Raw genomic sequence first — 18,811 nt, 5'->3', positions numbered from 1 at the left:
TCAGGGCGCGGAGACGACCCCCACGCCCACCCGGGGCAGGCTGCGGTCCACGACCAGCTCCAGCCGACGTTCGTGGAACCGTGCGCCGAGCAGCTCCTCGAGGTCCTCGACGAGGTGCACCGTGATGGTCTCGATGACCGCCGCGGTGTCCTCTCCGTCCCGCAGGATGCAGTCCACCTCCAGCGCGGGGGCGGAGGGGGTGCCGGTGATGGCGAACCTGGCCTCAGCGACCTCGGGGAACACGGTGACGGCCCGCGCGGCACTCATGGCCAGGAGGGCGCAGCGCTGACGGAAGGCGGCGGGCTGCGGCGCCGGGGACTCGAGGACGGGCGGGACGGCGGACAGGGTCCGCCCCATGGCCTGGGGGGCCTCCAGCGTTGCTGTCATGACATTCCTCTCGCCGCGGCCCGGGCGCCCCCTCACAGAGATCGCCGTGACCTGGAAAATGTTAGTCTAACTATGCGTTAGGAAGACTAACCAAATTTTCGGGGTGACGTGAACAGGGAGGTTCAAGAGCGCATGGGTGAGGAGCACACCACGCTGACCAGCACGGATGGCGAACCGACGTCGGGCTACTGGTACACCCGCGGCGCCCGCGAGATCGAACCTGTGGACGTGCTCAACCTGCTGCGACGCTACCGGGAGGCCGAACGGCGCATGCGCGCCCGCACCCGGAACAGCATGGGGATGGGAGAGACCCACCTGTCAGCCCTGCGTTACCTGCTGCGGGCCGACCGACGCGGCCACAAGGTCCGTCAGCGGGATCTGGCCAGCGCCCTGGAGATCACCCCGGCCTCCGCCAGCGCCCTGGTGGACCGACTGGTCCGAGACGGCTACGCCCGACGGGCGCCCCACCCACAGGACCGCCGATCCGTGGTGGTGGAGCCGACGGCCAAGACGGACCACGAGGTCCGCGCCACCCTGGGCGCCATGCACCGCAGTATGCTCGCCGCGGTGGAGGGCCTCACCCCGGCCGAGCTCGCCGGCGCGGCCGCGTTCCTGCGGGCCCTGATCCGCAGCGTGGAGGAGCATGACGAGGACGAGGCGGACCAGCCCGCGTGAGGAACAGACTCAGCGGAACAGGTCCCAGACGCTGAACGTGGTGCGCTTGTAGACCGCGTTGTAGGCGGCGCGCTTCGGATCGCGCACCCACCCCATGCCCGGCCGGCCGTCCTCGCGGCCGGCACCCGTGCACCGCACCCGCCAACCCCAGGAGCTGACATGAGCACCGCACCCACCCCTTCTTCCTCCGACGACGCCCCCGCCGTCCTCGTCGAGACGCGGCCCGGCGTCGTGCGGCTGACGCTGAACCGGCCCGCGAAGGGCAACGCGCTCGGACTGACGATGGCGCGCGAGGTGCTCGCGGCGATCGCCAAGGCCGAGGCGGACGAGTCCGTGCACGTGCTCACGCTGACCGGCGCCGGGCGGATCTTCTGCGGCGGCGGGGACGTCCAGGCCATGGCCGCCGCGCCTGCCGGGCCGGAGCGGCGCGCGATGATCCAGGAGCTCGGCGAGGCGGCGGGCGAGGTCGCGGTGGCGCTGACGGGCTCTCGCCTGCTGGTGCTGGCCGGCGTCAACGGGACGGCCGCCGGGGCGGGGCTCGGGCTCATGCTGGGCGGCGACGTCGTGCTGGTGCGCGAGGACGCGCAGCTGGTGACGGCGTTCTCCGCGCTCGGGATGACACCGGACACGGGCGTGTCCTACTGGCTGCCGCGGGTGCTCGGGCCGGTGCGCGCGACGCAGCTGCTCCTCGGCGGGCGGCGCCTGAACGGGACCGAGGCCGTCGCATGGGGCCTGGCGACCGAGGCGGTGGCCGGCGGCGCGTTCGCGGCGCGTCTGGCGGAGCTCGAGGACGATCTGGTGGCCGGTCCGGCGCACACCTATGGGCCGACGAAGGCGCTGGCGCGCGGGGCCGACGTCGAGGCGCTGCGCGCGCATGTGCGGCAGGAGGCGGCGTCGATCGCGGCGGCGTCCGAGCACCCGGAGGCCGTGCGGCGGGTGGAGGCGTTCGCGGGCCGGTGAGAGGTGGGCCGGTGAGCGGGGGCCGCGGACCGGGCCGTGAGCGGCCAGGCCGGCGGCGCGTGTTCAGCGGGCCGCCCCCGGCCGGGTCCGCGAGGGCGTGGAGGTCACTTGAACATCTTCAGGACGTCACCCAGGCCGACCGTGGTGCGCCGGTAGACGGCGTTGTAGGCGGCGCGCTTCGGATCGCGCAGCCAGCCCATCCCCTTGCGGCCGTAGCCGGGGATGACCTTGCGCTTGATCGCGCGCTTGGCGCGGCCCGTGGTGCGGGCCTTGATGGACTTCTTCAGGCTGGGCTTGCGGAGACCGATCTTCATGGGGCGAGCGTACTGGGTGGGGTGGACGGGGTAGCCCGTGACTCCCTTAGCGGTCGGCAGAAACGTATGGGCGAGGAACGCGCAGGCCTTCGGCGAAGTGGCCACCCGTTGCGAGTAGCTCCTGGACGTTTTCCTGGAACCAGGTGCTGCCGGACACGGCCTCAGAGTAGGTGGCGAGGCCAGCCAGGAGAGGGACCATGCTCTGGCTCTCGTACTGACCCCATTGCCGCTTGATCTTCCTCGCCTTCACGCCGAGGTCGGGAAGATTCGGCGGGACCGTGTTCCACAGCCGCGAATGGTGCGCGCAGGCATTCCGCAGTACTGCGAGGCTCCGGACTGTGGAGGAGAATCCCATCTGCCGGAGCCCCCAGGTGTCGGCGACGCCGCGCCGAACGTCCTCATCTCGGACGAAGTCGATCGCCTTGGAGAGGGTGCCGAAGGACAGGACGTCGACGGCGGCCCACACCGGCAGGTCGCGATAGGCATCGGCTCGATGACGGACCACGAAAGCCTGTCGAGCACGATCCAGGTCATCCCGAATCGCTTGGTCCACGGGCACCTGGCGTGCCGGAGGCTGGGTGTAGGAATCAGCCTTCAGGAAGACGCCGTACGGCCCATGCCGTTCTGCGATCACGTGGGCGAACGACGTGCGGAGAGCCACCTCCACCTCTGCGACCGCCATGCCGCACTGCTCACGAAGCTGTTCGTCCGAGCGGTACAGAGAGGCGATCTCCGAGAATCGCGTGCCGTCTCGGAAACGGTTGTCTCCGAACGCAGGGTCGTGCTGGAAGAAGCGCCAGTACCCGGAGAGCCGGTAGTAGCCGACTCTTCGGAGCTCTTCATGGGCTGCGCCGACGTCGTCGATCTCCATCCCCCGGGAGCGCAGCAGGTCGACCTGCTGCGCGTAGGAGATCCAGGGTTTGCGGCTATCTTTCACGTGCTCCTCCGAGACGAACACGGCCCCCGCGCATTTGAGCTGCGTCGCTGGAACGGGGCCTGCAACGGGAAGCTTGGCGGGGGCTCTGTTGCAACCAGTCTATCCCACAAGCAGCCCCTGTGGGGCACGGGTGTGGACAGGTTCACTCCTCCGCCGACGGCCTTTCAGTGCCCACGGGAGATGCATCGTGTCTCCTGGCTGCTGGCCACCGTACCGCCCGGCGTCGCCACGCTCGGCTGCGTGGAGGTGGCCCCGGGATGTTTTTCGCGGCGGAGCGAGCCAGTGGTCAACAGGAGACGTCCCGACCGTGATAGGTGAGGCCACGGAAGGCGCCACTCTTGCGACGGGGACAGGGGCCGCAAGCCCTTCCCGGCCTGCGAGATTACTTCCGCAGCGTCTTGACGAGCGCCTTCTCCATCGATTGCAGCGCCTTCTCTAGGCGGTACATACTGCCTCGGGCCTGCACAGACGTCTCACGCCAGTCATTGAGATCGATTCGGTAACTCAGGGCCTCCACTGGCCCGTACGGTCCGTCGGCCTCAATGGTGACCGTGATCCGTCGATCCACCTCTGGATCGTTCAGGATTTCCACAGCGGTCCCGAGTCCCCAGGAGTGGCTGCGCCCTGGAGGCAGCGATGCGTGACCGGAATTGAAACGGTCAAGTGCCCGCTGGAGGTGCTCCCGATGCCGAGGAGCGTGTGGGACATCCTCATCCACCCAAATCCGCACGTTGGTCGCCACGGTAGGTCCTGAATTACCCACCACCAATACGAGCAGCTGGCCGTCCTCATCCCTAGGTGTAGGAGGGCATGACGTTGTTGACACGCACCGGGGCCAACGAGGCCGGTGGAGCATCTCCGCAGGAGGTATGCGGCCGATGGTAGTTGTAGTGATTCACCCACACCTGAAGGGCCTCACGCCGAGCCCGCTCTGAGGTGTAGGGGCGGGCGTAGAGGACCTCGTCCACCATCAGCCGGTTGTAGCGTTCGACCTTCCCGTTGTGACGCGGGGTGTAGGGGCGGATCCGGTGATGCCGGCCCCCGAGCGAGACCACCTTCCGGGTGAAGTCCACGGCCCGGTAGTTGTTGCCGTTGTCCGTGATCACCCGGTCCACGGTGATGCCGTGGGCGGCGAAGAACGCCCTCGCCCGGCAGAAGAACCCGATCGTGGTCACCGCCTTCTCGTCCTCCAACGCCTCGGTGTACGCCAGGCGGGTGTACCCGTCGATCGCCGAGTGCAGGTAGGTGTACCCGACCCGTCGGCCAGGCCCGCGTTTGGCCGCTCGCGCGTTCTCGGAGTCCCGGCCGTGAGCACGCCAGCCTCCCCCTCGGGGATGCGCCCGATTTTCTTCACGTCCAGGTGCACCATGTGCCCCGGGCCGCGGGCGGTGATCTTCTGGGGTCGTTGGCGCAGGTCTTCTCCGGCCGGGGTCAGGTCCCGTAGGCGGGAGATCCCGAGTCGGTGCAGCCACCGCCCCACGGTGCGAAGACACACCTGGTGGCCCTCGCCGACCAGATGGTGATGGATGCGCCGGGCGGACCACTTGCGCTCCCGCCGCAGGGCGTGGATCTGGGCGACCAGGACCGGATCGAGCTGGGCAGGTGAACGGTGCGGCCGGCTGGGCAGGTCCTGAAGGCCGGCTTCTCCCTGGGCGCGGTAGCGGGCCACCCAGGTGGCCACCGTGGGCCGGCTCACGCGGAACTCGGCTGCCACGTGTGCTTGCGGGATCCCGTCGTTCAGGTGGCGGTGGACCATGCGCAGCCGGCCGGTGGGGGTCAGAGGTGCGTTAGCGTGAGTCACGAGCGGGCTTCCTTCCGCGGATGAGTGGATGTCGCAATTCCCATCCTGCGGGGCGGAGCCCGCTCGTCTCATCTCAGCCCGTGCCTCGTGTCAAGAACCTCATGACCCACAACACCTAGGGCGGATGTCCACCCACACGTAAGGCTGCATGGAGGCTTCGAACTGCGCCTGCTGGTTCGTGACCTGCTGTCCGGCCAGACGCGCAGACCGGCCCGCCGCGTACGCTGCTGCCGCGGCTGCGGCCGCCGAAACGATCGACGGGATCTGGGGGATGACGTCGTTGACCCAGCTCATGAGCCCCAGTCTGCATATGACCCCTCCGAGGGGGCGTCCACCACAGCGCCAGCGTCTGCCTGCAGGCCTCGCTCGAGAGCGGAAGTTCTTGCCTCATGCTCGCCCAGACTCCTGCCATCCGAGCCCTTCCATGAGGCAGGACCGCTCATGCTTCCTCCGGCGATGAAGCTAGCCGCTGCGGATGAGCTGCTGAACAGGGCATCTGAGGTCAGAACTCCGTCCGGGGTCAGCACTTCCCGGTGCTTCTCACGGTTGGCACGCACCCCGACAGGGGCGCTGTCCCTCAGGCCCTTGGCCACGCGGCTCCCGGCGAAGACCACGAAACCCTCAGATGTCGGACGTCCCGTGGCATTACCGTCGTTGATCGACATCGAGTAGACAGTGTCGTCCAACCGCTGCCCGGGCTGGGGTGCTGAGGATGGGTCTAGCTGTTCATCGACTTCTTCGAAGACGCGGTGCCCGAGCGCACTGATGACCAGTTGGCCCTTTTCTGCGTACTCATTCAGTTCGGCGCGTTTTTCTTCAGTCACATTACCGCCCGAGGGCGTGTTCGCGTTGTCCACGCGATAGCGGCCGATTGTCTTCGCCAGCTCGAAGAAGTGGTTCTCCAGAAAGGTCACTTCGGTGGGGCCAAAAGAATTACCCAGGGTGGTGAGAAGGATGGCACGGTTCCAGAAGTCATGCCGGCCGTTGGCAACGTGTTCCTGGATGCGGCCCACCAACCCGTTGCCGTTGGCACGGCCCACGGCCTGACCCACGTAGACCGCGTCGTCGCCGGAGTCTGCGTCCTGGCCCAGCAGGAGGTACACACCCGTCGAGTCGAACGCTTCAGGCCGCGGCCGCACATTGAGATTGGTCCGAGGCACTACATAGACGAGGCCCGTCCAGTTGTCGAGGGTGCACTTCAGCCGGCCGGTGGGTGCACCGTCCATCAGGAAGACCTGCAGTGTCTTGGGGTGTGCCATCTCAGTTCCCCTTCCGGACGCGCGACGGCGTCGCACTCGCCCTCTCATCGACGGAAGTGCCCTGCGAAGGGGCCGTTTCGTCAACGAAAACGGCGGACCGTCCATGGGCAACGTCCACCGGCCCGGCCCCCTCGCTCCGCACCTTCCAGTACAGGTACTCCCCGATCGCGGCAACGATCATCTTGGACGGGTCCCCGCCCCTGCCCACGATGTCCGTCATCTTCGCGAAGGCGTCCTCATTCGCGTACACGGCGCCCATCGCTGACCGTTCCAGGTTCGGGCTCGCCAGGAACTGCTCCAGCGAGTTCGCTCCGGCCTGCCCCAGCAGCTTCTCGTCCTCCATGAGCGGCGCCACGAGGGCACTGACCCACGCCTCCTGCTGGGACGGGGAGGCATCCACGCCTTCGCCGGCGAAGATCTCGTTGATCTTCTCGATCACTTCCTCCAACGGCCCGCGCTGCTTCTCACGCACCTGCCCGCCTCCCACAGCGGTGGTCCCCTTCAGCGCGGCCCCGCCGGTCAGCCCGATGTCCCCCGAGGACGTCTTCTTCTGCCGGATGCTCACCAGCTGCACATCACTCAGGTCGATCAGCTCCTCACCGCCGGGCTGATCGCCCACGAGCTGCACCAGGTGCCGCAGGAACAGCGCCCGCTTGTAGTGCTCGGTGTCCCCGAACTCGTAGATCTGGGAGAGGAAGTCGTAGAGGCTGACGAAGGACCGCATGTCCTTGCGCACCAGCACGAGCTCGTTCACGCGCGTCTCGTCCTGGTTCATCCGCGCATGCGCCAGCTCCTTGCGGAACCGGTATGCCACGGGCTCCAGCGCGGCCTGCAGGCCCTCCTGCCCGCTCCCCGGCTTCCACGCCACCCACACATCGGCGAACGCGTCGACCTCGTCCCAGTCGTACACGCCCGCGGCGTCGAGCTTCGTCCCCAGGTCATGGATCAGGTTCGGGTCCGTCACCGTCTCCAGCTTCGCGCCGGCATAGTACGGCTCGAAGGCGGCCTGGATGTCATCTTCGGAGTTCACGAAGTCCAGCACATAGGTGGTGTCCTTGCCGGGTGCCGCACGGTTCAGGCGCGACAGCGTCTGCACGGCCAGCACGCCGGAGAGCTTCTTGTCCACGTACAGGGCGCAGAGCTTCGGCTGGTCGAAGCCGGTCTGGTACTTGTTGGCCACGATCATCACCTGGTAGCTGTCCCCGTCGAACGCCTTGGCCAGGTCGCCGGTCACGGACGGGTTCATGGACCGCTCGGTGACCTTCTCGAGCCCGAAGTCGTCGTCGGTGATCTCGCCGGAGAAGGCCACCAGGGTGCCCACGTCCGTGTACCCCATGTCCTGGATGTACTGGTCCATCTGACGCTTGTACCGGACGGCGGCGGCGCGGGAGTCGGTGACCACCATGGCCTTGGCCTGCCCATCGAGCAGTCCGGCCACGTTGGCGCGGAAGTGCTCCACGATGATCTTGACCTTCTGCGCGATGTTCGTCGGGTGCAGCTTGACCCACCGCATGAGCTTCTTGCTCGCCTCGGTCTGGTCCACTTCGGTGGTCTGCTTCCCGACGGCGGCCCGGTCGCCTTCGGGACGGAACTCGCCCTTCTGTCCGGCCAGGGCCAGCTTGAAGGCGGTGTCGTAGTTGGTGAAGTTCTTCAGCACGTCGAGGATGAACTCCTCCTCGATGGCCTGCTGCATGGTGTACCGGTGGAAGGATGCCGGGATCTCCTGACCCTTCTCGTCGTACTCGCCGGAGGGGCGGCCGAACATCTGCAGGGTCTTGTCCTTCGGCGTGGCGGTGAAGGCGAAGAAGCTGATGTTCTCCGGGCGTCCGGTGGCGGCGACCTCGGCGGCGAGGATGGACTCGGTGTCCGCCTCTCCGCCGTCGTCGAGGTCGGTCTGCTCGTCCGGGGTGAGCACGCGCTTGAGCTTGGCTGCGGCGGAGCCGGTCTGGGAGGAGTGCGCCTCGTCCGCGATCACTGCGTAGGTGCGGCCGGCGAGCGTCGAGTCGCCTTTGAGGAGCTCAAGCACGGCGGGGAAGGTCTGCAACGTCACCACGATGATCCGATTGCCCTGCAGCAGGGTCTGCTTCACCAGGGCGGACTTGCTGGTGGCCTCTCCCCCAAGATTCTTTCGGTCCACGGCCACCACGGTGCCGGAGGTCCGTTCGATCTGTCGGACAGCCTCCTGGAGCTGGTCGTCCAGCACGGTGCGGTCCGTGACCACGATGACCGAGTCGAACACCCGCTGCTCGTCCGCCCCGTAGGTGGAGAGCAGGCGGTGGGCGGTCCAGGCGATGGTGTTGGTCTTGCCGGAGCCCGCGGAGTGCTCGATCAGGTAGGACTTGCCGGCGCCCTCCTCGCGGACGGCGGCGAGCATCGTGGTGACGGCCTCCCACTGGTGGAAGCGCGGGAAGATCAGCGTGGACTTCCGGTGCGAGCGGCCGTGCTCGTCCTCCACGGTCTCCTTCTTGAGGAAGACGAACTTCTGGAGGATCTCGAGCCAGGTGTCCCGCTGGAGAATCCGCTCCCACAGGTAGGCCGTGGAGGAACCGCCGTTCGGGTTGAGCGGGTTGCCGGCGTGGCCGTCGTCGCCTTGGTTGAACGGCAGGAAGAAGGTGTCCTTCCCGGCCAGCTTGGTGGTCATCCAGACCTCGCGGTTGGAGACGGCGAAGTGGACCACGGCGCGGGTGCCGAACCCGAACAGCGGCGTGGCCTTCGGGTTGCGCTCGCGGTACTGCTTCTTCGCGTGGCCGATGGACTGGGTGGAGTCGGTCTTCAGCTCGATCGTCGCTACGGGCAGGCCGTTGACGAACAGCACCAGGTCCACGGACTGGTTGGTGGCCGGGTTGAAGTGCACCTGACGCATCACGCGCAGCCGCATGCGCTCGTAGGAGGCGACGGCGGCCGGGTTCAGGTTTGTGGCCGGCCGCGGCTCGGCCATGCGCAGGGTGGCGGAGGTGCCGATCTTGAAGCCCTTGCGGAGCACGTTGAGGGTGCCGCCGACACCGGTGTCCTGCGGCTTGTTGAGCACGTCGATCAGGCGGGTGGTGATCTGGTCCCGCTGCGCCTGCTGCGCGGAGGCCGGGGCGTCCGGCTTGACGAGGCGGGCGTAGTCCTCGGGCTGGTTCTCGGCCAGCCAGGTGTGGACGTCCTCGGGGAAGATCGCGTTCTTGCGGTCGTAGCTGGCATCGTTGGGCGAGTAGAGCCAGCCGTGCTGCTCCAGGTACTCGCAGATGTAGGTCTCGAGCTCGCTCTCGTTGTGGATGGCCATGGCGGTCAGTCCTCCGTGGGGATCTCGATCTGGCCGGTGACGGCGGCGGTGATCAGCGCAGCGCGACGCTCCTGGGCGAGCTCGATGAAGCGTTCGGCCTTGGCGATCAGGGCGTCGATCTTGGCGGTCTCGCGGTCGAGGTGGTCGGCGATCTCGCGCTGTTGCTCGAGAGACGGCAAGGGCACGAAGGTCCTGTCCAAGTTCTTTCGAGTGATTCGCTGTCGCGTCGCACCATCTTGAAGCGATTCAAAGGCGCCTCTCACACGAGAACCGTTCAGTACGTATGCGAGGTAGCGAGAATCAGCGTGTCCAACTGGCCGCAAGATTGCTACGTCCACCACGGTGATCGCCCGGTAGGGCAACGCTGGAACAACACACGCACGGCCAATCGGATCAGGCATCCGAGCAATCAGAATGTCGCCAGCATTCAAGGCGAAGCACCGCAATCGATCGAAAGTCTCGTCATTCACCCATCGATCAGACCTGTCACGGAAGAAGCCGTCGCCGACGTCAGCAAGCTGCGTTAGTCGAACCCTACCCTCGGGATCCTGGTCCTTGCTCTCTACCCAGTCCCCATCGACGAGGCCATGAGTTCTGGTCAACGATTTGATACTGGTAAGAGGGCTCGATGACCAAGACTCTTCGAGCACAGCGTCAATCATCAGCACACGACGCATCTTTGACAGACGAATGAGTTCCGACTGCTTCTCGATCAGGGCGTCGATCGTGGCGGTCTCGCGGTCCAGGTAATCTGCGATCCGCCCCTGTTGTTCTGCGGCCGGCATGGGCAGGACGAACCGCGAGACCTTTTCTGCCGTGAAGTGGGGGATCGTCGCAGTGTTGACGAAGAGATCGATCTCGCCACAGTCCAATGCCGTCCGAAGCGCGTAGGACAGGAACCTGGCATCTGCTCGTCCCGGTCGTGGTCTGACTCGCAGAATTGAGTTCTGAAATGCCCAGCCGTCGTAGTCGCGCTCCAAGACGGCAGACCGGCCATAGCCGGCGCCGCCTTCGACCACGACCATGTCGCCGGCCTTCAGCGTCAGCGCCGCAGCCTCCTTCGGGGAGAAGTACATGCTCTGTTCGTCGCCCAGGTCGATCAGACGCCCTCCGGGCTGGACATGAGCTGCCCTCAGATACGGCATGAGCACATCTCCGTCACTCGGGGAGGTCTTGAGCATCTTCCCGAGTTCGACGTCTGCGACCCGTGAGATCGGCAGCTTCGCAAAGCTCACCGCTCCACCTCCTGCAGCAGCTCGATGATCTCGGCCGTGAGCTGCTTGAGCTCGGCGTCGATCTCCTCGAGTGGGCGCGGCGGCACGTACGTGTAGAACAGCCGGGTGAAGGGGATCTCGTAGCCGATCTTCGTCTTCGCTTCGTCGATCCAGGCGCCGGGCACGTGCGGGGCCACCTCGGCCTCAAAGTACTCGTGAATGTCCCGGCCGAAGGGCACCAGTTCGGTGTCCCGCAGCGAGGTGTCCGGCTCCGGCTCGCCCTTCTTGTTCTTCACCACCTCCGCCTCGGGATCGTGCACGCCGATCGCCCCGGTCAGGGCCTTCACCAGTGGAGCGCCAGCGGTCACACCGTGCTCCTTCAGCGCCTTCTTCAGGTCCAGTACGAAAGTGGGCTGGTGGTCCCAGACCCGGCCACGCAGGGAAGCGAGGGCGGCCTCGAGAGCCGAGCGGCCATCGTCGGGAAGCTTGTCCACCGGCTTGGTGGCCAGCGCCGCCGCGATGGTGACGTCCTCCACCTCGAAACGCAGCTGCAGCGGGCGCTCCACGGAGATCTCCCGGTAACCGAAGTCCTGCGCGGTGAGGACCTTGGAGAACTCGGCGTTGTCCTCGGACTGGGCGTCGAAGTCCCGGTAGATGTCCAGCACGCGCTGGCGGTCCGCCTTGGACAGCTCCTTGTTCTTCGAGCCCACGTTGCGGCGCAGCTTGGTAAAGAACGTGCGGGCGTCGATCAGCTGCACCCTGCCGCGGCGCTCTGCCGACTTGTTGTTGTCCAGCACCCACACGTAGGTGGCGATGCCGGTGTTGTAGAACATGTCCGTGGGCAGCGCGACGATCGCATCCACCAGGTCTGATTCCAGCAGCCAGCGGCGGATCTCGGACGGGCCCGAGCCCGCCCCGCCCGTGAACAGCGGGGAGCCGTTGAGGACGATGCCGGCCCGACCTCCACCCTCCGAGACCGGGCGGAGCTTCGAAGCCACGAGCTGCAGGAACAGCATCTGGCCGTCGCTGATGGCGGGGGTGCCACCCGGGAAGCGGTTCGTGGCGCCACCGGCGGCGATCTCCTTCTCCACCGCGGTGCGGGAGGCCTTCCAGTCGCCGCCGTAGGGCGGGTTGGAGAGGACGTAGTCGAAGCGCTCGGTCAGGTGGGCGTCGTTCTTGAGGGTGTCCCCGCGAGCGATGCCGTCCGCGGCCTGGCCCTTGCCGAGCAGCTCGGACTTGCAGATCGCATAGGACTGGTCATTGAGCTCCTGCCCGAACAGGCGGACCTCCGCGTTCGGGTTCATGCGGCGCAGGCGCTCGTCCAACAGGGACAGCATGCCGCCGGTGCCGGCCGTGGGGTCATAGACGGTGCGGACCGGGTAGCCGGTGAGGACGTCGTCGTCGTTGGCGGTGAGCAGGTCCACCAGGAGCTTCACTGCATCGCGCGGGGTGAAGTGCTCACCGGCGGTCTCGTTGGAGGCGGCCGCGAAGCGGCGGATCAGGTCCTCGAAGAGGGTCCCCATCTCCGCGTTGGAGACGGCATCCGGGGAGAGGTCGATGGAGGCGAACTGCTGCAGGACCAGGAAGAGGCGGTCGTGCTCGTCCAGCTTGGCGACCGTCTTGTCGAACTCGTAGTAGGTGAACAGGTCCGCCACGTTCTGGGAGAACCCGTCCACGTAGGCCAGCAGGTTCGTGCGGAGCAGGTCCGGCTCCTGCAGGATGCGGTCCAGGGTGAAGGGGCTGAGGTTGTAGAACGTCAGGCCCGTGCGGGACTCCACCAGGTTGTCCAGGACGAAGTCCGGATGCCCCTTGGCCGCCAGCTCCGCGAAGAACTCCCGGTGCGGGGCCATGACCGCCTCCATACGGCGGAGGATGGTGAGCGGAAGAACGAGCGTGCCGTACTGGTTCGGCTTGAACACGCCCCGGAGCTGATCCGCGATCCCCCACACGAAGTTCGAGAGGTTCCGGGGAGAGCGGTGGGGCGCCGAGGCAGCGCCGCGCGTGGCGGGGGTGGTCATGGGGTCCTTCGAATGGTGGGGGCGGGCCGCTGGACGGGACCCATTCCGACCCCGCAGCGACCCGACAGGGCGACGGATCATACACAACCACACTTGCCTATGCTCTGCGCGCGCGAGTACGCTCGCGTGTGGTAGCTAGGGCTGAGACAGTGCCCCGAGCACCAATTCGAGAGGCCCACGCTTGCGTGGGCCTCTGCGCTTGTCTGCAGTGTCCGCTGTGCCCTGCACAATGGTCAGATGCTGCTGGCGTACATCGACGAGATCGGCGAGCCGGGCGCCTACGTCGGCCCGGACCATCCTCGCTTCCGGACAAGCCCAGCCTTCGGTTATGCCGGATTCGTCATGCCGGAGTCTGCCGCACGAGGCTTTGGAGCGAAGTTCACCGCACTGAAGCGTCAGCTGTTCGCCTCGGAGATCGACCGAGCGAAACACCCCGGACGGTGGGAGTTCAAGGGGGCCAATCTGTTCCGGCCGGATACCCCCGCGCGCTTTCCGCAGCAGCTCCGCGTGTTCGATGCGCTCGTGCGGTCCGTCGTCGTCGACCACGGCGGCAAGCTGTTCTACTACGCCGACGAGAAGCAGCGTGGGACGCCCAAGCAGATCGGCCTCGACGTCGAGAAACGCGAAGCCGACGCCATGCGAGAGACTCTGAACCGTCTGGCCCGCCATGCCCACCATCACGGACATAACCTCATGGTGATCATCGATCAAATCAATGAGAAGACGCGAGTCGAACGCGTTGCATCGATGTATGCCCACATCTTCAGCCGAGCCAGCGACTTTCCGGAGATGCGGTGCATCGTGGAACCGCCCATGCACGTGGACAGTTCGCTGAGCTCCAACGTGCAGTTCGCCGACTGGGTCGCCGCCGCCGTCACACGCGCTGTCGATCACCAGCTCAACGACTCGTCCAAGTACGCCTGGGTCACCGACCCCCAGCGGCTGGCATCCATGAGGGGCAGCTTCACCTACGAGTCCAAACTGCACCTGTGGAACCGCGGCGTGCAGGACATCAACCACTCTGAGCTGTTCCACCGCGAACGGCGACTTGCCCCGACCCCGCATGGACAGCTTCTGGGGGCCTCGGTGGACCCCGCGGCGGCGGAGAAGATGGCGAAGATCTGGCGCTCGGGACGCTAAGACCTGGCGCCGCTGCTAGAGATCACCCCGGCCCTGCGTCAGGCGGAACACAGCCCCGCATATTCTGGTCCTCCGCGGGCTGCGGAGGACCAGAATATGCGGGCGGCGGGTGGACCACCTGGCGACACCGTTGCCGACGCGTTCATTCAACGCGCCGGGCATGGCCGGGCGTCACTGGGACAGGTTGTCGATCGCGTACTGCGCCTGGTCGGGCGTGAACTCCTCGCCGTACTCCGAGACCAGTTGGTCGTAGATCGCAGACGGCGACATGTCCATCATCTCCTGATAGCTCTTCGCTTTGGCCAGCGCATTGGCATTCCAGTCCACGTCCGTCATGTTGTCGATCGCGTACTGCGCCGCTTCTGGTGAGAACTGCTCACCGTACTCGGAGACCAGCTGGCCATAGATGCCCATCTTGGACATGTCCATGTTCTCTTCGTAGCTGTACGCCTTGCGAAGCGCCGACTGGTACTCCATCGGCACATCCCCGGCCTCATGCTCGGCTGCCGCTTCCGTCTCCTCCGAGAGCGTCGGCGTGGGCTCAGGGGTGGGCGTGGGCTCCGATGCAGGAGCAGACCCCGCAGTAGGGGTCGAGGTCGACGATGCAGCCGGCGTGGAGGATGCGCCCCCGGACGCGCCGTCCACCTCCAGCGCCGCATACTCCGGGATGCGGTTAATGATGGGCGTCATGTTCTCAACGAACCTGTTGAGTTCCTCACCGGGCTGGTAGCAGTCGGTGGCTGCACCGGTCACAGACTGCACGATGTCCTGCATTGGCATCGTGTACCTGCCACCGCCCGACTTCACAATGCGCTGGATCTCCTCAGGCTCGGCCATCAGACGGTCCAAGGTGTCGCGATACTTGGGATGGGCGACCGCGCGCAGCTGATCGCCCTGCTCCACCAACCCCGCCACGCGACGATCCCTATCGCTCATGACGAGGTCTTCCATGTAGAAGTCCACGCTGAAGTCCAGGACGTCTAACGCCAGACCACCGCGGTTGCCTGCCAGCTGTTCGCACGTCTCGGTGGCCGTCAGCTGCATGGGGCTCTCCGAGGCGGCGGGCGTCGGCGACACCGCCGAAGAAGACGAGGACAATGAGGATTGGGAGCTAGACGGCCCCGGTCCCTCCTGACCGGAACAGCCGGTGGCCACGAGCAGGAGGGGCAGGAAGAGGAGGAGTCGCTGAGCGCGCATAAGAAAACTCTCCGTGACTGATGTGCGAGCCTCGAACCAAGCGCTCTTGCGGCTGAAATGGGTGTGAGCCGCCCCCTTCATTCGGTCCGGACGTTCTGTGAGTCGCCGGTTTCCATTTGATGGGTGCACTGCCGAGCGTACTCGGCTGGGGTTAGGTAGCCGAGCGAGGAGTGCCGGCGGTGGTGGTTGTACTCGTCCTTCCAGTCGCCGATGATGACCTGTGCGTGCAGCAGCGAGTAGAAGCTGTTGATGTTGAGGCACTCGTCGCGGATCCGGCTGTTGAACGACTCGACGTACCCGTTGCGCCACGGCGAGCCCGGAGGGATGTAGGACAGGCCGGTGCGGGTGCCGGCCCAGTCGGCCATCGCCTCGCTGATGAACTCCGGCCCGTTGTCCGACCTGAGCACCGCCGGGGCGCCCCGGGCGGCGACGAGGTCCTCGAGGTGGGCGGTGAGTCGGTCGGCGGTAATCGAGCGCTCCACGAGCCCGCCGATGCACTCCCGGGTGTGTTCGTCGACGATCGAGCAGATCTTGATCGGTCGTCCGTGCTCGTCGGCGTCGAACTGGAAGTCCACCGCCCACACCACGTTCGGCGCGTCCGCCGTCGGCGCGTCGACGGTCGAGGACCCGACGCGCTTGCGTCGACGCCGCTGCGGGACCCGGAGCCCTTCGTCACGCCACAGGCGTTGGATCTTCTTGTGGTTCACCACCCACCCCTCGGCGCGGGCGTCGTGATACGCCCGCCGATACCCGTAGCGGGGATGGTCCTTCGCCCAGGCGCGCAGCCACTCCCTGAGCGCCCGATCCGGGTCCGCGACCGTGTCGCCCTTGAGCGGTCGCCGGTACGCGGAGCGGCTCAGCCCGACCAGACGGCACGCCATCCGTTCGCTCACCCGCAACTTGCGCTTGAGGTGATCGACGGCGGCGCGGCGCCTGTCCGGGCTTAGAAGTTTCCCTCAGCCAGCTCCTTGAGCGCGGCCTTCTCCAGCTCCGCTTCCGCGAGCAGACGCTTCAGGGTCGCGTTCTGCTTCTCCAGCTCCTTCAGGCGCTTTGCGTCGTCGGCCTTGAGGCCGCCGTACTGGTTCCGCCACCGGTAGTACGTCTGCTCGGACACCCCGAGCTCCCGGCACACCGCCGCGACGTCCTGACCATCGGCGAGCATCCTGTCGGCCTGCCCGAGCTTACGGACGACCTGCTCGGGGGTGTGACGCTTCCTGCTGTTCGTCATGATCTGACCAGTCTCCCTGCCCGCGACCGCGGGCAACAGGACGACTCTCATAACGACTGGACCTACGAAACGGGGTCAGCCCAGGTGCCAGTGAGAGTCTGTCGAGGAAGGGTGAGAAGGCCCTCAACTGCATATTGTGCACAGCAACGCACCCATTGAGCGACACGCCGAGGACATGTGAGAGTCGAGCAGGAATGCTCATGTCGCGTTTCCGCGTCGGAAGGGTGAACGGCCACTTCACCTGCCACAGCCGCACTTCAGAGCCCGCGGCTGGAGGGATACTGCTCGCAGCCCTGCGAAGGGGGTCATCTCGTGATTTCTCGCACCCCCACCCCGGACGATATCGAGTCAGTGCTCGCCGCCGTCGAGACCATCCCGCCAAGCCTGTTCGATCACTACGAGGGATTGAGCCGCCCCCTTCATTCGGTCCGGACGTTCTGTGAGTCGTCGGTTTCCATTTGATGGGTGCACTGCCGAGCGTACTCGGCTGGGGTTAGGTAGCCGAGCGAGGAGTGAGCCGCCCCCTTCATTCGGTCCGGACGTTCTGTGAGTCGCCGGTTTCCATTTGATGGGTGCACTGCCGAGCGTACTCGGCTGGGGTTAGGTAGCCGAGCGAGGAGTGCCGGCGGTGGTGGTTGTACTCGTCCTTCCAGTCGCCGATGATGACCTGTGCGTGCAGCAGCGAGTAGAAGCTGTTGATGTTGAGGCACTCGTCGCGGATCCGGCTGTTGAACGACTCGACGTACCCGTTGCGCCACGGCGAGCCCGGAGGGATGTAGGACAGGCCGGTGCGGGTGCCGGCCCAGTCGGCCATCGCCTCGCTGATGAACTCCGGCCCGTTGTCCGACCTGAGCACCGCCGGGGCGCCCCGGGCGGCGACGAGGTCCTCGAGGTGGGCGGTGAGTCGGTCGGCGGTAATCGAGCGCTCCACGAGCCCGCCGATGCACTCCCGGGTGTGTTCGTCGACGATCGAGCAGATCTTGATCGGTCGTCCGTGCTCGTCGGGCGTGTCAGATGGTCTGTGTAAGCCGTACCGAGAGGAACGGTAAGAATCATGACCATGATCGACGAGAAGAACCCAGGCGAGCCCTCGGGCCAGGACCTGGTCGAGCAGCTGAAAGCCTCAGGGCAGCTTGATTCCCTGTTCGCGCAGATCGACGCGGGCGGCGTCGAGCTCACCGGTGACGGCGGGTTCGTGCCCGCGCTGGTCAAGGCCGCGCTCGAGCGGGGCCTGCAGGCCGAGCTGACCAGCCATCTGGGCTACGAGAAGGGCTCGAGCGAGGCGCTGAAGCACGCCAACTCCCGCAACGGGACCACCCCGAAGACCGTGGAGTCCGAGGTCGGGCCGATCGAGCTGGACGTCCCGCGAGACCGGGGCGGGTCGTTCACCCCGCGCCTGGTGCCCAAGGGCCAGCGGCGCCTCGGGGGCCTGGATGACATGATCATCAGCCTCTATGCCGGCGGAATGACGATCCGGGACATCCAGCACCACCTGGCCTCCACGATCGGCACGGACCTGTCGCACGAGACGATCTCCAACATCACCGACGCCGTGAGCGAAGAGGTCCTGGCGTGGCAGTCGCGGCCGCTGGAGGAGTTCTATCCGGTGATCTATCTCGACGCAATCCGGATCAAGATCCGAGAGAACAGCCAGGTCCTCAACCGTGCCGCCTACATCGCCGTCGGCGTGGACCTCGAGGGCATCAAGCACGTGCTGGGGATCTGGGTCCAGGACACCGAGGGCTCGGCGTTCTGGGCCCACGTCTGCGCCGATCTCGCCAACCGGGGCGTGCAGGACGTGCTGATCGTGTGCTGCGACGGGCTCAAGGGCCTGCCGGAGGCGGTCGAGGCGACGTGGCCGGACTCGATGGTCCAGACCTGCGTGGTTCACCTGATCCGGGCCGCGATGCGGTTCGTGGCCTACCAGGACCGCAAGAAGGTCGCCGCCGCGCTGAAGCCGATCTACACCGCCCCCAACGAAGAGACCGCGAGGAAGGCGCTGGCCGAGTTCGAGGCCTCCGAGCTCGGCACGAAGTACCCGTCTGCAGCCGCGACCTGGGCGAACTCCTGGGAGCGGTTCATCCCGTTCCTGCAGTTCCCACCCATGCTCCGCAAGGTCATCTACACGACCAACAGCATCGAGTCGCTGAACTTCCAGCTACGGAAGGTGACCAAGAACCGCGGCCACTTCCCCTCGACCGAGGCGGCGGTGAAGCTGCTCTGGCTGGCGATCTGCAACATCGAAGACAAACGCGCCGCCGAACGCGCTCGGGACCGGGGCAAACCCGCCGGCCAGCGCAAAGCCCAGGGCCGGCTCGTCGAAGGTCAGGCCGTCACGAACTGGAAGCAGGCCCTCGCCCAGCTCGCCGCGGCCTACCCCGACCGGATCAACCCCTACCTGTGACCACCCCGC

At 66.5% G+C, this 18,811-nt stretch carries 17 protein-coding genes and 1 pseudogene; 4 read left to right on the top strand and 14 right to left on the bottom strand.

The features are described from left to right. Positions 1-387 carry a hypothetical protein gene (locus tag OVA32_RS03540; RefSeq protein WP_044658809.1) on the bottom strand — a complete coding sequence of 129 codons (387 nt, stop codon included), beginning with the start codon at positions 385-387 and terminating at the stop codon, positions 1-3. 132 nt (positions 388-519) lie between these two features. Between OVA32_RS03540 and OVA32_RS03535 the strand changes: the two genes are divergently transcribed. Then, on the top strand, positions 520-1,062 hold the full coding sequence (locus tag OVA32_RS03535) for a MarR family winged helix-turn-helix transcriptional regulator (RefSeq protein ID WP_267715267.1): 543 nt from the start codon (positions 520-522) through the stop codon (positions 1,060-1,062). A 9-nt stretch (positions 1,063-1,071) separates the two neighbouring features. Here the strand turns inward: OVA32_RS03535 and OVA32_RS03530 are convergent, their stop codons facing one another. After that, entirely contained in the window at positions 1,072-1,200 is a 129-nt protein-coding gene (locus OVA32_RS03530; protein ID WP_255351296.1) for a hypothetical protein, read from the bottom strand. 21 nt (positions 1,201-1,221) lie between these two features. On the opposite strand from OVA32_RS03530, the gene OVA32_RS03525 reads away from it, so the two are divergent. Then, a complete protein-coding gene (locus OVA32_RS03525; RefSeq protein WP_267715263.1) occupies positions 1,222-2,022 on the top strand; it encodes an enoyl-CoA hydratase/isomerase family protein in 801 nt (266 codons plus the stop codon). Between the two features lie 104 nt (positions 2,023-2,126). On the opposite strand, the gene OVA32_RS03520 is transcribed toward OVA32_RS03525, so the two are convergent. From OVA32_RS03520 to OVA32_RS03480, 9 genes and pseudogenes are all read right to left on the bottom strand, one after another. After that, positions 2,127-2,336, bottom strand: coding sequence for a hypothetical protein (locus OVA32_RS03520; RefSeq protein ID WP_002857973.1), 210 nt, complete (start codon positions 2,334-2,336; stop codon positions 2,127-2,129). Positions 2,337-2,382: 46 nt separating this feature from the next. Further along, a complete protein-coding gene (locus OVA32_RS03515) occupies positions 2,383-3,294 on the bottom strand; it encodes an Abi family protein (RefSeq protein WP_049161111.1) in 912 nt (303 codons plus the stop codon). A 361-nt stretch (positions 3,295-3,655) separates the two neighbouring features. Beyond that, the gene (locus OVA32_RS03510) at positions 3,656-4,015 is read right to left on the bottom strand and encodes a hypothetical protein (protein WP_143740066.1); all 360 of its coding nucleotides are present in this window, start codon (positions 4,013-4,015) and stop codon (positions 3,656-3,658) included. A gap of 52 nt (positions 4,016-4,067) precedes the next feature. Next, positions 4,068-5,074, bottom strand: a pseudogene (locus tag OVA32_RS03505) (IS481 family transposase). Positions 5,075-5,173: 99 nt separating this feature from the next. Continuing rightward, complete coding sequence (locus OVA32_RS03500) at positions 5,174-5,368, bottom strand: hypothetical protein (protein WP_267715258.1); 195 nt, start codon at positions 5,366-5,368, stop codon at positions 5,174-5,176. Further along, the gene (locus OVA32_RS03495) at positions 5,365-6,333 is read right to left on the bottom strand and encodes a GIY-YIG nuclease family protein (RefSeq protein WP_049161110.1); all 969 of its coding nucleotides are present in this window, start codon (positions 6,331-6,333) and stop codon (positions 5,365-5,367) included. The genes OVA32_RS03500 and OVA32_RS03495 overlap by 4 nt, the downstream gene beginning before the upstream one ends. A 1-nt stretch (position 6,334) precedes the next feature. Beyond that, complete coding sequence (locus OVA32_RS03490; protein ID WP_267715255.1) at positions 6,335-9,601, bottom strand: type I restriction endonuclease subunit R; 3,267 nt, start codon at positions 9,599-9,601, stop codon at positions 6,335-6,337. Positions 9,602-9,606: 5 nt separating this feature from the next. Beyond that, positions 9,607-10,836, bottom strand: coding sequence for a restriction endonuclease subunit S (locus tag OVA32_RS03485; RefSeq protein ID WP_267715252.1), 1,230 nt, complete (start codon positions 10,834-10,836; stop codon positions 9,607-9,609). After that, on the bottom strand, positions 10,833-12,833 hold the full coding sequence (locus tag OVA32_RS03480) for a type I restriction-modification system subunit M (RefSeq protein WP_267715250.1): 2,001 nt from the start codon (positions 12,831-12,833) through the stop codon (positions 10,833-10,835). The genes OVA32_RS03485 and OVA32_RS03480 overlap by 4 nt, the downstream gene beginning before the upstream one ends. 237 nt (positions 12,834-13,070) lie before the next feature. Between OVA32_RS03480 and OVA32_RS03475 the strand changes: the two genes are divergently transcribed. Then, entirely contained in the window at positions 13,071-13,973 is a 903-nt protein-coding gene (locus tag OVA32_RS03475; protein ID WP_267715248.1) for a DUF3800 domain-containing protein, read from the top strand. A 171-nt stretch (positions 13,974-14,144) separates the two neighbouring features. Here the strand turns inward: OVA32_RS03475 and OVA32_RS03470 are convergent, their stop codons facing one another. The 3 genes from OVA32_RS03470 to OVA32_RS03460 form a co-directional block, all read right to left on the bottom strand. Further along, positions 14,145-15,017, bottom strand: a complete 873-nt coding sequence (locus tag OVA32_RS03470) for an Ltp family lipoprotein (RefSeq protein ID WP_242821220.1) — start codon at positions 15,015-15,017, stop codon at positions 14,145-14,147. A 230-nt stretch (positions 15,018-15,247) separates the two neighbouring features. Further along, a protein-coding gene (locus tag OVA32_RS03465) for an IS3 family transposase (protein WP_095694652.1) occupies positions 15,248-16,398 on the bottom strand; the annotation gives its coding sequence in 2 pieces (ribosomal slippage) (positions 15,248-16,128 and positions 16,128-16,398; 1,152 coding nt in all). Positions 16,399-16,924: 526 nt separating this feature from the next. Next, a complete protein-coding gene (locus OVA32_RS03460) occupies positions 16,925-17,497 on the bottom strand; it encodes an integrase core domain-containing protein (RefSeq protein WP_267715816.1) in 573 nt (190 codons plus the stop codon). Here OVA32_RS03460 and OVA32_RS03455 point away from each other — a divergent pair. Next, positions 17,459-18,802, top strand: a complete 1,344-nt coding sequence (locus tag OVA32_RS03455) for an IS256-like element ISMlu11 family transposase (RefSeq protein ID WP_095354206.1) — start codon at positions 17,459-17,461, stop codon at positions 18,800-18,802. The genes OVA32_RS03460 and OVA32_RS03455 overlap by 39 nt on opposite strands. Positions 18,803-18,811 lie beyond the last annotated feature (9 nt).

Origin of the sequence: Micrococcus sp. SL257, from assembly GCF_026625585.1 — a bacterium.
Classification (GTDB): domain Bacteria; phylum Actinomycetota; class Actinomycetes; order Actinomycetales; family Micrococcaceae; genus Micrococcus; species Micrococcus luteus.
The sequence above is the reverse complement of the archived record's forward strand: the minus strand, read 5'-3'. Positions and strand labels throughout refer to the sequence as shown.